The 13749-nt window shown below is 71.4% G+C and carries 9 protein-coding genes, 2 pseudogenes and 1 riboswitch; of the genes and pseudogenes, 8 read left to right on the forward strand and 3 right to left on the reverse strand.

The features are described from left to right. Positions 1 to 924 precede the first annotated feature (924 nt). Positions 925 to 1947 (forward strand): MazG family protein, encoded by a 1023-nt coding sequence (locus ACFXDE_RS42360; RefSeq protein WP_380499535.1) that lies wholly within the window; start codon positions 925 to 927, stop codon positions 1945 to 1947. A gap of 22 nt (positions 1948 to 1969) precedes the next feature. Here ACFXDE_RS42360 and ACFXDE_RS42365 read toward each other — a convergent pair whose 3' ends face one another. Beyond that, positions 1970 to 2398 carry an SDR family NAD(P)-dependent oxidoreductase gene (locus ACFXDE_RS42365; protein ID WP_380446264.1) on the reverse strand — a complete coding sequence of 143 codons (429 nt, stop codon included), beginning with the start codon at positions 2396 to 2398 and terminating at the stop codon, positions 1970 to 1972. Between the two features lie 266 nt (positions 2399 to 2664). Between ACFXDE_RS42365 and ACFXDE_RS42370 the strand changes: the two genes are divergently transcribed. The 7 genes and pseudogenes from ACFXDE_RS42370 to ACFXDE_RS42400 all read left to right on the forward strand — a co-directional run bounded on the left by ACFXDE_RS42370 (position 2665) and on the right by ACFXDE_RS42400 (position 10873). After that, the gene (locus tag ACFXDE_RS42370) at positions 2665 to 3948 is read left to right on the forward strand and encodes a cytochrome P450 (RefSeq protein WP_380499537.1); all 1284 of its coding nucleotides are present in this window, start codon (positions 2665 to 2667) and stop codon (positions 3946 to 3948) included. A gap of 210 nt (positions 3949 to 4158) precedes the next feature. Further along, positions 4159 to 4327: riboswitch (cyclic di-AMP (ydaO/yuaA leader) on the forward strand. Between the two features lie 5 nt (positions 4328 to 4332). Continuing rightward, positions 4333 to 5262, forward strand: coding sequence for a transglycosylase family protein (locus ACFXDE_RS42375; protein WP_380446266.1), 930 nt, complete (start codon positions 4333 to 4335; stop codon positions 5260 to 5262). A gap of 254 nt (positions 5263 to 5516) precedes the next feature. After that, positions 5517 to 6803 carry a phosphopyruvate hydratase gene (gene eno / locus ACFXDE_RS42380; protein ID WP_380446267.1) on the forward strand — a complete coding sequence of 429 codons (1287 nt, stop codon included), beginning with the start codon at positions 5517 to 5519 and terminating at the stop codon, positions 6801 to 6803. 210 nt (positions 6804 to 7013) lie between these two features. Next, a complete protein-coding gene (locus ACFXDE_RS42385; protein ID WP_380446268.1) occupies positions 7014 to 7499 on the forward strand; it encodes a septum formation initiator family protein in 486 nt (161 codons plus the stop codon). Next, positions 7471 to 8010, forward strand: a pseudogene (locus ACFXDE_RS42390) (DUF501 domain-containing protein); the annotation flags it as partial. The gene ACFXDE_RS42385 and the pseudogene ACFXDE_RS42390, both read left to right, overlap by 29 nt. Positions 8011 to 8135: 125 nt before the next feature. Beyond that, a complete protein-coding gene (locus ACFXDE_RS42395) occupies positions 8136 to 9077 on the forward strand; it encodes an exopolyphosphatase (RefSeq protein ID WP_380499539.1) in 942 nt (313 codons plus the stop codon). A gap of 428 nt (positions 9078 to 9505) precedes the next feature. Further along, entirely contained in the window at positions 9506 to 10873 is a 1368-nt protein-coding gene (locus ACFXDE_RS42400; protein WP_380499541.1) for an NAD(P)/FAD-dependent oxidoreductase, read from the forward strand. A gap of 179 nt (positions 10874 to 11052) precedes the next feature. On the opposite strand, the gene ACFXDE_RS42405 is transcribed toward ACFXDE_RS42400, so the two are convergent. Together ACFXDE_RS42405 and ACFXDE_RS42410 are read right to left on the reverse strand one after the other, a co-directional pair. Further along, positions 11053 to 13611, reverse strand: coding sequence for an ABC transporter permease (locus ACFXDE_RS42405; protein WP_380499542.1), 2559 nt, complete (start codon positions 13609 to 13611; stop codon positions 11053 to 11055). A gap of 43 nt (positions 13612 to 13654) precedes the next feature. Beyond that, positions 13655 to 13749: pseudogene (locus tag ACFXDE_RS42410) on the reverse strand (ABC transporter ATP-binding protein); the annotation flags it as partial.

The following is a 13749-nucleotide window of genomic DNA, read 5'->3' on the forward strand; positions in this document are numbered from 1 at the left end:
GCCCGCCGGCTGGGCCGCGCCGTAGGAAGTCGATGGCGCCGACTTCCTGCGCTTCCGTGCCTGGCCTTCGCCTCGGCGTGAGAGGCCGACGGCATCGCCCCCGCCCGCTGGGCTGCGCCATAGGAAGTCGATGGGGCCGACTTTCTGTGTTTTCCCCGTGTGGCCTTCGGGCCCGGCCTGATTAGCTGGATCCGTCGTCTGCTTCGCCTGGAGCCGTGGGCTGCGCCGTAGGAAGTCGTTGGGGCCGACTTTCTGTGCTTCGGTCTCCTGGCGTCCACCTCGGGGTGGGAGGCCGGCGGTATCGCCCCCGCCGGCTGGGCCGTGTCGTAGGAAGTCGTTGGGGCCGACTTTCTGTGCTTCGGTCTCCTGGCGTTCGCCTCGGTGTGGGAGGCCGGCGGTATCGCCCCCGCCGGCTGGGCTGTGGCGTAGGGAGTCGTTGGGGCCGACTTTCTGTGCTTCGGTCTCCTGGCCTTCGCCTCGGCGTGGGAGGCCGACGGCATCGGCCCCCGTCGGCTGGGCTGCGGCGTAGGAAGTCGATGGCGCCGACTTCCTGTGGAGGCCCGCGTCCGGGGATGGCGGGGTGTGCCGGACGTCGGCCCGGCCGACTTCCTGTGCGGAGCCTCGTTTCGGGCTGTGGCGTAGGGAGTCGATGGGGCCGACTTTCTGTGCAGGGCCCCGGATGCGAGGAAGCGGCGCTGTGCGAGGCCCGATGGTGCCGGAGGTCGGCGGGGCCGACTTCTTGTGCGGGGCGCGTGGGGAGTCGCCCTGCCCGACTTCGTGTGCCTGGCCTTCGAGTCCAGAATGAGAAGCGGAGCCCTGTGCCGAGGCGAGACGCCGGGGGCGACTTCCCGGAGATCCGCGGGACGGTGGTCCGGATCGGGTTCTGCTGGTCGGGCAGGGGGCCGGGGCGGGTAGGTTCGGGGTGTGACGACGAATACTCCGGGCGCGAAGTTGATCCTGCTCACCACCACCCACCGGGTGGCCCCCGGGCTGTTGGCGTGGCCGGCGTGGGAGGCGTTGCGGTCGGCGGGGCGGGTGCTGGCGGGGGACGCCGGGCATCCGCAGGTGGCCGTGGTGCGGCAGGCCGGGGTGGACGTGGAGATCGTGGAGCCGGCCTCGGCGCCGGCGCTGGCGCGGCTGCTGACCGAGGAGCCCGCCGGCCGAGGCCCCACGGTGTGGCTGGGCAGCCCGGACGGGGACCCGGGCCTCACCGCGGCGCTGGCGCGCCTGGCCGTGGAGCACGCAGGGGAGGTGCCGGAGATCGAGGTGCTGCCGGGGTCGTACGACCTGCCCGGCGCCCGCCTGCTGGACCTGGTCTCGGTCATGGACCGGCTGCGCTCGCCGGGCGGCTGCCCGTGGGACGCCGAGCAGACGCACGCGAGCCTGGTGAAGTACCTGGTCGAGGAGGCGTACGAGCTGGTCGAGGCGATCGAGGAGGGGGACCGGGAGACGCTGCGCGAGGAGCTGGGGGACGTCCTGCTCCAGGTGTTCTTCCATTCGCGGATCGCCGAGGAGCACCCGACCGACGCCTTCTCGATCGACGACGTGGCCGGTGACCTGGTCGAGAAGCTGATGTACCGGCACCCGCACGTGTTCGGGGACGTCGAGGCGGAGGGCGCCGCCGAGGTCGAGGCGAACTGGGAGCAGCTGAAGGCGGCCGAGAAGGCGGACCGCGAGTCGGTGCTGGACGGCGTGCCGGCCGGGCTGCCGTCGCTCGCGTACGCGGCGAAGCTGGTGTCGCGGGTGCGCCGGGCCGGGTTCGAGGGCGTGCCGGACGAGTCGTACGAGCTGCCCGCGGAGCTCACGGAGGAGTCCGCGGGCAGGCTGCTGCTGGCCGTGGCGCAGCGGGCGCACGACGCGGGGGTGGACGTGGACGCGGCGCTGCGCGCGGCGGCGCGCGCCTACCGGGACGCGGTCCGCGAGGCCGAGGGCCTCAAGCCGGAGTAGACGCGGGGGAAGGGGAAGGGCCTCAGGCCGCCGTCACCGCGTCCTGGACGGCGGTCCGGGGCTGGGGTAGGACGACCTCGCCGATGGCCTCGCCGACGAGGGCGACGAGCTCGGCGAGGCGCTCCAGGCCGAGGTGGTCGGGAAGGTCGGCGAGGGAGATGATCCGCTCGCCGTCCGGGCCGGCGACGCAGAACAGGTCGATCGGCCCGAGGTGCTTCTCGGCGGTGTCGACGAGCGCGGCGACGTCGCTGGGGCGGCGGACGTCCCCGCCGACGCCGACGACGGGGCAGCCGGGCCGGTCGAGTTCGCCGGCGAGGTCCTCCGCGACGCCGGCCCGCTGGTCGGCGATCAGCACTCCGGCGGCGCCGGCCGCGGTGAACCGGCGGGCGAGGTCGGCTCCCGACCCGCCGTCGAGTACCGCGATGACGACGACTGCCCCGGTGACCCGCATGGTGCGCTCCTCCCTGTGGGCGGTCCGCACTGACGCCCACGATTTCTGCCGAGGATCGTAGGCAGGTCCTGACCCTCCGCAACAGGGGTTACCCCTCAGGTGACCAGACTCACGCCTGCCCACCGTCCAAGAGCTGTCCAAAACCCGTCCACGCACTGTCCACGGGCCGTTCGCGGGGCGTTGAGGCGCGGTCCGCGGGCCGTTGACGATCCGGTCACTCACCGTAGATGGCGGGGTGCCCCCGACCCACCGGATACGGTCGTCCCATGCCAGTTCAGCCCGACGACGCCCGCCCGCCGCTCTTCACGTGGGAGTTCGCCGCCGACCCGTACCCGGCGTACGCGTGGCTGCGCGAGCACGCCCCGGTGCACCGCACCACGCTGCCGAGCGGGGTGGACGCCTGGCTGGTGACGCGGTACGCGGACGCGCGGCAGGCGCTGGCGGACGGCCGGCTGTCGAAGAACCCGGCGCACCACAGCGAGCAGGCGCACCGCACCGGCCGGGTCGGGATCCCGGGGGAGCGGCAGGCGGACCTGATGACGCACCTGCTGAACATCGACCCGCCGGACCACACCCGGCTGCGCCGCCTGGTGTCGAAGGCGTTCACGCCGCGCCGGGTGGCCGAGTTCGAGCCGCGGGTGCAGCAGCTCACCGACCGCCTGATCGACGGTTTCGCGCAGCGCGGTTCGGCGGACCTCATCCACGAGTTCGCGTTCCCGCTCCCCATCTACGCGATCTGCGACATGCTCGGCGTGCCGGCCGAGGACCAGGACGACTTCCGTGACTGGGCCGGCATGATGATCCGCCACGGGGGCGGCCAACGCGGCGGCGTGGGGCGGGCGGTGAAGCGGATGCGGGCGTACCTGCTGGAGCTGATCCACCGCAAGCGGGCGGACCTCGGGGACGACCTGATCTCGGGCCTGATCCGGGCGAGCGACCACGGCGAGCACCTCACCGAGAACGAGGCCGCCGCGATGGCGTTCATCCTCCTGTTCGCCGGCTTCGAGACGACCGTCAACCTGATCGGCAACGGGACGTACGCGCTGCTGCGCAACCCGGAGCAGCGCCGCCTGCTGCAGGAGTCGGTGGCGCGGGGCGAGACGGCGCTGCTGGAGACCGGGATCGAGGAACTGCTGCGCTACGACGGTCCGGTGGAGCTGGCGACGTGGCGGTTCGCGACCCACCCGCTGACCATCGGCGGGGTGGACATCCCGGTCGGCGACCCGGTGCTCGTGGTGCTGGCGGCGGCGGACCGGGATCCGGCCAGGTTCTCGGACGAGAACACCCTGGACCTGGCCCGGGCGGACAACCCGCACCTGGGTTTCGGGCACGGCATCCACTACTGCATCGGCGCCCCGCTGGCCAGGCTCGAAGGCCGGTCGGCGCTGGCCACGCTGTTGTCCCGGCTGCCCGATATCGCGCTGGCGGAAAGCCCGGAGAACCTGCGGTGGCGCGGTGGCCTGATCATGCGCGGATTGCGCGAACTTCCGGTCGAATTCAGTCCCGAGAGCCGTTCACCGCACGCGCTTCCCGACGCTCCGACACACTGACGGGGCGTCGCGAACCGGTACGGATCGGCCGTATGAACACCCATCAATCCGGACAAACAACCGCCGTTGGTAGGCGATCGACCACGTGCCGTAATTTCTGTGTGATGTCTGCGATATGAGCTTGTGATTGGTCTGAGGATCTGTCTACTCTCCCTGGAGTTCGCAGCTGCGGACCCCGAGTGCGGAACGCCGAGTCCTGCCCGCCGCGCCACGGGAAACCGACCAGAACCCTGGGCAGGGGCGGGGGAACCAGGTTTGTTGCCGTTCCTCCACGGCTTGGGGTGAAGCCGCCCGAGCGGAATCGTTTCCGCAGACGGCGGCCGGGCCACCTCCCGGTCCGAACCCGACAGCTCACCTCGCAGGCGTGCGGAGAGGGACCCCTTCATGCTGTTCGTTGGAACCGGTCGTCACCGCCGTCGCACCCAGACCGAGAAGGCCATCGCCGTCGCCGGAGTGGCCGGCGTCGGACTCGCGATGCCGATCCTCACCGCCACCGGCGCCTCCGCCGCCCCGGCCTCCGCCTGGGACTCCGTCGCCCAGTGCGAGAGCGGCGGCGACTGGGGCATCAACACCGGCAACGGCTTCTACGGCGGCCTGCAGTTCACCTCCAGCACCTGGAAGGCCTTCGGCGGCACCGCGTACGCGGCGCAGGCCAACCAGGCCTCCAAGGGCCAGCAGATCGCGGTGGCCGAGAAGGTCCTGGCCTCGCAGGGTCCGGGCGCCTGGCCGGTCTGCTCGAAGAAGGCCGGCCTGTCGAAGGGCGGCGCCCCCGCCGCCGTCGACACCTCCGACGCCAAGCCCGCCGCGCAGCAGCACTCCCAGCCGGTGCAGCAGCAGCCCGCGGCGAAGCCGGCCCAGCCGAAGCCGGCTCAGAAGCCCGCCCAGCAGCAGTACCAGCAGCACACGCAGCAGGCCCAGCAGCAGCCGCAGGCCCCGGGCTTCTCCGGCAAGGCCGGCTGGGACGCCGACGCGAAGGTGTACTGGTACCAGAACAACGGCACCTGGTACTGGACCAGCCACCAGGGCGTCTACCAGCAGTACGCGGGCCAGGCCCAGCAGCAGGCCGCTCAGCAGCAGTACGCCCAGCAGCAGGTCCAGCAGCAGTACGCCCAGCCGCAGCAGCAGGCCCCGCGCGCCGCCGTCGCCCCGCAGGGCGGCCACGACTACACCGTCCACGCCGGTGACACGCTGTCGAGCATCGCGTCCGCCCAGGGTGTGCACGGCGGCTGGCAGTCGGTCTACGACGGCAACCGCGGCACCGTCGGCGGCGACCCGAACCTGATCCTGCCCGGCCAGGTGCTGCACCTCGGCTGACGCCGGCCGGAACCGGTGCGACACGCCACGGAGGGGGCCGACCCCGGATCGGCCCCCTTCGTCCGCTTCCGCCCCTTTTCCCGGGGAGCCCGGGTGAACTACCGGTAAGTAGCCCGGCCACACGCTGAGACGGGACCGAGGTCGGCGTGGCCCCGGGACCACGTGCGGTTAGGCTCTGGTCGTAACGACTCCGCAATCATCCCGCCGGCCGCACCACTGGTCAGCGGGACCCTGCTTCCGCAAGGAGATGCCTCGTGCCGTCCATCGATGTCGTCGTAGCCCGTGAGATCCTCGACTCGCGTGGCAACCCCACGGTCGAGGTCGAGGTCGGCCTCGACGACGGCAGCACCGGTCGTGCCGCTGTCCCGTCGGGTGCCTCCACCGGCGCCTTCGAGGCGCTGGAGCTCCGCGACGGTGACAAGAACCGCTACTTCGGCAAGGGCGTGGAGAAGGCCGTCCTGGCCGTCATCGAGCAGATCGGCCCGGAGCTGGTCGGCTACGACGCCACCGAGCAGCGCCTGATCGACCAGGCCATGCTCGACCTGGACGCCACCCCGGACAAGTCCTCGCTCGGCGCCAACGCCATCCTGGGCGTCTCGCTGGCCGTCGCGCACGCCGCCTCCGAGGCGAGCGACCTGCCGCTGTTCCGCTACCTGGGCGGCCCGAACGCGCACGTCCTGCCGGTCCCGATGATGAACATCCTCAACGGCGGCTCGCACGCGGACTCCAACGTCGACATCCAGGAGTTCATGATCGCCCCGATCGGCGCGGAGTCCTTCTCCGAGGCCGTCCGCTGGGGCGTCGAGGTCTACCACACCCTCAAGGGCGTCCTGAAGGAGCGCGGCCTGTCCACCGGCCTCGGCGACGAGGGCGGCTTCGCGCCGAACCTGGACAGCAACCGCGAGGCCCTGGACCTCATCACCGAGGCCATCCAGAAGGCCGGCTACGTGCCCGGCCGCGACATCGCGCTGGCCCTGGACGTCGCCGCCTCCGAGTTCTACCAGGACGGCGCCTACCAGTTCGAGGGCAAGGCCCTCTCGGCCGCGGAGCTCATCGAGTACTACGCCGGGCTCGTCGCCGCCTACCCGCTGGTCTCCATCGAGGACCCGCTGGACGAGTCGGACTGGGACGGTTGGAAGGCCATGACCGTCAAGCTGGGCGACAAGGTCCAGCTGGTCGGCGACGACCTGTTCGTCACCAACCCGGCCCGCCTGGCCAAGGGCATCGAGACCGGCACCGCCAACGCGCTGCTGGTGAAGGTCAACCAGATCGGCTCGCTGACCGAGACCCTGGACGCCGTCGAGCTGGCCCAGCGCAACGGCTACCGCTGCATGATGTCGCACCGCTCCGGCGAGACCGAGGACGTCACCATCGCCGACCTGGCCGTCGCCACCAACTGCGGCCAGATCAAGACCGGCGCCCCGGCCCGCTCCGAGCGCGTCGCCAAGTACAACCAGCTGCTGCGCATCGAGGAGATCCTCGACGACGCCGCCGAGTACGCCGGCCGCGGCGCCTTCCCGCGCTTCCGCTCCGCGGAGTAATCACGCTCCGCGGAGTAATCAGCACGGTCGCTCCGCGGAGCAATGAGCACAGTCGCTCGGCGGAGTAGTACGCACAGCGAGCACGAGGGCTGAACACCTCCGGTGGTGCACGCCTGACCGGTGCCCCGCCGTTCACCCCGTAGGGTGGACGGCGGGGCACCGTCGCGACCAGGAGGGGAACGGGAGATGGCTGGCTGGAGGATCCCGGGCTTGGCGGCCCGTCCTCGCTTCACGAGCCGGGCGACCGTCCTCGTCCTGGTGCTCTGCTCGCTGGTGGCGATCCTCGCCTACCCGACGCGGCAGTTCATCTCCCAGCGCGCCGAGATCTCCGCCCAGCGGGCGAAGGCCGAGCACGCCCGGCAGCAGGTCGAGCAGCTGCGCCGGGACAAGGCCCGCTGGCAGGACCCGGAGTACGTCAAGGCGCAGGCCCGTGCCCGGCTGCACTACGCGATGCCGGGGGAGACCCCGTACATCGCGGTGGATCCGGCCGGAGCGGGCGCCGCCCAGTCCTCCGCCGCCCCGCCCGCCCCCTCCGACGGCACGGCCGGCGGCGCGGTGAAGGCCGCCAAGCCCTGGTACTCCAGCGTCTGGGACTCGGTGGACGCCGCCGACACCGCGGCCCTGGCCCCCATCGCGCCGTCGACCCGTCCCCTCCCACCGTCCCCCGCTGGAGACCCCTCCCCCCATGACCACTGAGAACCACCCCGCCGTCTCCGACGCCGACGTCGCCGCCATCGCCGCCCAGCTGGGCCGGGTCCCGCGCGGCCTGCGCGGCGTGGCCCACCGCTGCCCGTGCGGCAACCCGGACGTCGTCGAGACGGCCCCGCGGCTGCCCGACGGCACGCCGTTCCCGACGCTCTACTACCTGACCTGCCCCAAGGCCGCCTCGCTGATCGGCACCCTGGAGGCGGACGGCGTGATGAAGGAGCAGACCGCCCGGCTGGCCGAGGACCCGGAGCTGGCGGCCGCGTACCAGAAGGCGCACGAGGACTACATCGCCCGGCGCGACGCCATCGAGGTGCTGGAGGGCTTCCCGAGCGCCGGCGGCATGCCGGACCGGGTCAAGTGCCTGCACGTGCTGGTCGGCCACTCGCTGGCCGCCGGAGAGGGCGTCAACCCGCTCGGCGACGAGGCGATCGGCATGCTGGAGGACTGGTGGGCCAAGGGCCCGTGCGTCTCCCCGGCCGAGGTCGAGGCGGCCGGCGAGCGGGTCCTGCGCAACCGGGCCAAGGACCAGGACCACGAGGCCGTGATCGCCGCCAAGGAGCAGAAGACCGCCGAGCGCGCCGCGAAGAAGCGTGCCGCCGACGAGGCCGAGGCGCGGGAGTCCGAGTGAGCACGACCCGCGTGGCCGCGATCGACTGCGGCACCAACTCGATCCGGCTGCTGGTCGCCGACCTGGACCCGGCGACCGGTGAGATCACCGACCTGGACCGCCGGATGATCGTCAACCGGCTGGGCCAGGGCGTGGACCGCACCGGCCGGCTGCACCCGGACGCGCTGGCCCGCACCTTCGCGGCCTGCCGGGAGTACCGGGAGGTCGTCGACGGCTTCGGGGTCGGCCCGGAGCGCATCCGCTTCGTCGCCACCAGCGCCTCCCGGGACGCCGAGAACAGCGACGAGTACGTCAAGGGCGTGCGCGAGATCCTCGGCGTCGAGCCCGAGGTGGTCAGCGGCGAGGAGGAGGCGCACCTGTCCTTCGTCGGTGCCACCAAGGAGCTGACCGGCGGTCAGTTCGCCGCGCCGTACCTGGTGTTCGACCTCGGCGGCGGCTCGACCGAGTTCGTGCTCGGCACGGACGACGTCCAGGCCGCGCGCTCGGTGGACATCGGCTGCGTCCGGCTGACCGAGCGGCACTTCGGCGGCGCCGAGCTGCCCACCGCGGAGCAGATCGCCGAGGCCAGGGCGCACGTGCGGGCCGAGCTGGACAAGGCCGAGGAGGCCGTCCCGCTGACCGGCGCGGCCACCCTGGTGGGCCTCGCCGGGACGGTCACCACGGTGTCCGCGATCGCCCTGGACCTGCCGGCCTACGACTCGGCGGTGATCCACCACTCGCGGATCGGCCGGGAGCGGGTCGCGGAGATCGCCCGCGAGCTGCTGGCCGCCACCCACGCCGAGCGCGCCGCGATCCCGTCGATGCACCCGGGCCGGGTGGACGTGATCGCGGCCGGGGCGCTGGAGCTGCTGGAGATCATGGAGCGCACCGGCGCCGCCGAGGTCGTCGTGAGCGAGCACGACATCCTGGACGGCATCGCCTGGAGTATCGCCTCCTGACCCGTTGCGGGCCTTACCCGACCGGCTCCGGAACCCCGATCGGGGGGCCGGGGCCGGGGCGCGCCCGGGCACGGGCGGAAAAGTTCGTGAATTTCTTCACATGGCGATCCAGTCATTCGTCGCACCCGCTCGTCCGCTACGTCCGAATTGTGGGACCGAAGGCTGTCACCGCGCGTCGCCCGTTGGATCGCAGGTCAGGCCTCGCTTGAGGTTTGAAAATCGAAATCACAAGCGGGAACCCGGGTGCTGTACGGATCGTTGCTGCTCAGCAGGGTGGTGTGACCCCGGGTGCTCACGGGGTGCCCGCGGGTGCGGTGAGGTGTCCCCGAGGAGGCCGTTTTGTGGCCGCGCAGTGTAGCACGGGGTGTCCATCCGCTTGTGACCGGGCTCACGAAGGCTGCTCCGGACGGTGCTGGATACTTTCGGATATGAGCACCACGGAGCGTCCTCGCATCCTCATTGTCGGCGGTGGTTACGTCGGCCTGTATGCCGCGATGCGCATCCTCAAGAAGATGCGTTACGGCGAAGCGACCGTCACGGTCGTCGACCCGCGGTCGTACATGACGTACCTGCCCTTCCTCCCCGAGGCGGCCGGCGGCAACGTCGCGCCCCGCAACCTCGTCGCGCCCCTGCGCAGCGCCCTCAAGAAGGCGGAGGTGCTCACCGGTCACGTGACCGCTGTGGACCACGCCCGCAAGGTCGCCACCATCGCGCCCGCGGCCGGCGACTCCTACGAGCTGCCCTTCGACTACCTCGTCGTCGCGACCGGCTCGGTCTCCCGCACCTTCCCGATCCCGGGTCTGGCGGAGAACGGCATCGGCATGAAGACGGTTGAGGAGGCCATCGCCCTCCGCAACCACGTCATGGCGCAGCTGGACAAGGCCGAGTCCACCACGGACGAGGCGATCCGGCGCAAGGCCCTGACCTTCGTCGTCATCGGCGGCGGCTTCGCCGGCGTCGAGACGATCGCCGAGGTCGAGGACATGGCGCGCGACGCCGCCAAGATCTACAAGACCGTCAGCCGCGACGACATGCGCTTCATCCTGGTGGAGGCGGCCAACCGCATCCTCCCCGAGATGGGCCCGGACCTCGGTCTGTGGACCAAGGAGAAGCTCGGCGAGCGCGACATCGAGGTCTACATCGAGACCTCCATGGACTCCTGCGTCGACGGCCACGTCGTGCTGAAGAACGGCATGGAGATGGACGCCTCCACCATCGTGTGGACGGCCGGCGTGAAGCCGAACCCGGTGCTGGCCCACTTCGGCCTGCCGCTGGGCCCGCGCGGCCACGTCGACACGGCGCCGACCCTCCAGGTCCAGGGCTTCGACTACGTCTGGTCCGCCGGCGACAACGCCCAGGTGCCGGACCTCGCCGCCGGCGAGGGCGCCTGGTGCCCGCCGAACGCGCAGCACGCCTGCCGCCAGGCCGTCGTCCTCGGCGACAACGTGATCTCCGGCATGCGCGGCTTCCCGCAGAAGGAGTACAAGCACAAGAACCTCGGTGCGGTCGCCGGTCTGGGCCTGCACAAGGGTGTCGCGATCCTCTTCGGCAAGTTCAAGCTGAAGGGCCGCCTCGCCTGGTGGTTCCACCGCGCGTACCACGGTGCCATGGTGCCGACCTTCAACCGCAAGGTCCGCGTCTTCACCGACTGGACCCTCGCCGTCTTCCTGAAGCGCGAGATGGTCGGCCTGTCCCAGATGGAGCAGCCGTACCTGCCCATCCAGGAGGTCACCCCGCCCACGAAGCCCGTGGAGGCCGCCAAGCCGGCCGCCGAGAAGGAACTCGCGAGCAAGTAAGCGACTGAGACCCCGGTGTGGGAGCACCGGGGTATGAGTCGGAGGCCCTCCGCCCGGCAGTGTCGCCGGACCACGACCTCCGTGGTGCTCAGCCGGCCGTGCGACCGGGCGGAGTACAGAAGTTGGAAGGCCCCTGCCGAACCCTCCGGCAGGGGCCTTCCGCGTTCCCGGACCGGCCGTCAGTCGGTCTTGATGCTCTCCAGGATGTCCAGCTTGGACGCCCGGCGGGCCGGCCAGATCGCGGCCACCAGGCCGACCAGTCCGGCGAGGAGCAGGAAGAGCGCCAGCTGGCCGTACGGTACGACCGTGGTGAGCCCGGCCAGGCTGGACTTCAGGGTGCCGTTGACGGCCCAGGCGATGAAGCAGCCGAGCAGCACGCCGATCCCGGCGCCGAACAGCGAGATCACCACGGACTCCAGACGGACCATCCGCTTGATGCCCCGGCGGTCCAGGCCGATCGCCCGCAGCATGCCGATCTCGCGCTTGCGCTCGAAGACCGACATCGCCAGCGTGTTGATCACGCCGAGGACCGCGACCAGCACGGACATCGCCAGCAGGCCGTACATCAGGTTCAGGATGAAGGTGATGGACTGGCTGAAGCGGTCCCGGACGTCCTGCTTGGACTTGACCTCGATCACCGGGTTGGCACCGGTGGCGTCCTTGAGGGACTGCTTGAGCGCGTCGGTGGCGCCGTCCTTGCCCTTGACCAGGACGTCGGTGACCTGTGCCTTCGGCTCGTGCTTGAGGATCTCGCCGTTGGCCAGGACGACCGGGCCGAGCATGCCGCCCTTCTCGTACACGCCGCCGACGGTGAGCTGCCCGGTGGACTTGTCCGGGAAGGTCACGGCCATGGTCGAGCCCGTGGTGACGTTGAACTTCGTGGCGACGTCCTGGTCCACCAGGAGCCGGCCCTGGCCGAGGGCGGCGGTGGAGCCGCTGGTCAGCTTGACCGAGGCGAGCTGGTCGAAGCTGTCCGCGTTCAGGCCGCTGATCGCCTTGCTGGTGCCGTCGAGCTTCCAGTAGACGGAGGTGAGCGGCGAGGAGGCCGCCACCCCGGGGGCCTTGGCGATCTCGCCGGGCACCTGGTCGGACAGGCCCATCCCGTTGGCGGTGCCGACCAGGTAGTCGGCCTTCATCGAGTCGGTGATGGCCCGGTCGATCACGCCGGTGACCGAGGCGCCCAGCACGGTGAGGCCGGTGACCAGGGTCAGGCCGATGGTGAGCGCGGCGGCGGTGGAGGCGGTGCGTCGGGGGTTGCGCACGGCGTTCTGCTGGGCCAGCTTGCCCGGGGTGCCGGCCAGCTTGCGCAGCACCGGGCCGACCAGGGCGATGACCGGACGGGAGAGCAGCGGCAGCAGCACGAACACGCCGATCAGGGCCAGGAAGGCGCCGATCGCGACCGGCATCCGGCCGGTGTCGTTGCCGGTCGAGGCGCCGAAGCCGATCAGCGCGAGACCGCCGGCGGCGAGGAGGGAGCCGATCGTGTTGCGGACCACCAGGCTCTTCTGACTGACCGGCTGGTCGCCGTTGCTCATCGCGGCCACCGGGGCGATCCGGGAGGCGCGCATGGCCGGCAGCAGGGCCGACAGCACCGTCACCAGGACACCGACCAGCAGGGTCACGCCGATGGTGAGCGGCTTGATCACCAGCGAGCCCTGCGGCATGTCCGCGTTCAGCGTGCTCATGAGGGACTGCAGCCCGGCGCCGATCCCGACGCCCGCGAGCAGACCGGCGACGGCGGAGACGACACCGATCGCCAGCGCCTCCACCAGGACGGAGCGGGTGACCTGCTTGCGGCTGGCGCCGATCGCCCGCAGCAGCGCGAGTTCCTTGGTGCGCTGGGCGACCAGCATGGTGAAGGTGTTCGCGATGATGAAGATGCCGACGAAGAGCGAGATGCCGGCGAACGCGAGCAGCACGGTGCGCAGGGTGTCGGTGCCCTCGGCGATCTGCTTCTGCTCGTCGGCCTTGAGCTTGGCCCCGGTCTCGACGTCGAACTGGCTGCCGGCCGGCACCGTGGGCTGGACCTGGGCGAGCAGCGCGTCCTCGGTGGTGCCGGGCTTGGCGGTGAGCACGATGCTGCTGTAGCGGCCCGGCTCCAGGAGCAACTGCTGGGCGGTGGCGCGGTCGAACAGGGTGAGCGTGCCGCCGGAGTTCACCACCGGGTCGGCGGTGGTGAAGATCCCGGTGAGCTTCGCCTCGATGACCGGCCCGTTGGCGGCCACCCGGACGGTGTCGCCGACCTTGTAACCGGCCTTGTCGGCGGTCTTGCGGTCGAGCGCGATCTCCTTGCCGTTCGCCGGCCCCCGGCCCTCGGCCATCGGGTAGCGCGCGTCCCCGCCGTCCTGGCCGGGGGTGAAGTTGGCGCCCCTGGCGGCCCAGAACTGGCCGACCAGGTTGCCGTTGCGGTCGGCGACGCCGGTGAAGCCGCTGACCACGCCACGGGCGCCGGCGGTGCCCGGCAGCGCGGCGAACTGCTGGACGGTGGCGTCGGTGAGCGTGGCGGAGCCGCTCTCGCTCTTCTCCTTGGCCGAGACGCGGGAGCCGGCCGCGTTGTCCACGACCTGGACCGAGACGTCCGAGTAGCTCTTGGAGTTGCTGTCCCGCATGGCCTTGCCGAAGGTGTCGGAGAAGACCATGGTGCCCGCCACGAAGGCGGTGCCCAGCATGACGGCCAGGGCCGTCATCAGCAGTCGGCCCTTGTGGGCCAGCACGTTGCGCAGTGCGGTGCGATACATGAGGTGTCCTGGGTTCAGGTGCGGGCGTTCGGTTGCCGGAAGGTCAGCTGGTGCGGCCCTTGGCGTCGAAGCGGCGCATGCGGTCCAGGACGGTGTCGGCGGTGGGGTTGTGGAGTTCGTCGACGATGCGGCCGTCGG

Origin of the sequence: Kitasatospora sp. NPDC059408 (genome assembly GCF_042751525.1) — a bacterium.
Classification (GTDB): Bacteria; Actinomycetota; Actinomycetes; order Streptomycetales; family Streptomycetaceae; genus Kitasatospora.

Excerpts from the sequence above, each read along its gene's own strand:
- ACFXDE_RS42400 (WP_380499541.1), top strand. The coding sequence starts at position 9,506 with ATGAGCACCACGGAGCGTCCTCGCATCCTCATTGTCGGCGGTGGTTAC.
- ACFXDE_RS42370 (WP_380499537.1), top strand. The coding sequence starts at position 2,665 with ATGCCAGTTCAGCCCGACGACGCCCGCCCGCCGCTCTTCACGTGGGAG.
- ACFXDE_RS42405 (WP_380499542.1), bottom strand. The coding sequence starts at position 13,611 with ATGTATCGCACCGCACTGCGCAACGTGCTGGCCCACAAGGGCCGACTG.
- ACFXDE_RS42375 (WP_380446266.1), top strand. The coding sequence starts at position 4,333 with ATGCTGTTCGTTGGAACCGGTCGTCACCGCCGTCGCACCCAGACCGAG.
- ACFXDE_RS42365 (WP_380446264.1), bottom strand. The coding sequence starts at position 2,398 with ATGCGGGTCACCGGGGCAGTCGTCGTCATCGCGGTACTCGACGGCGGG.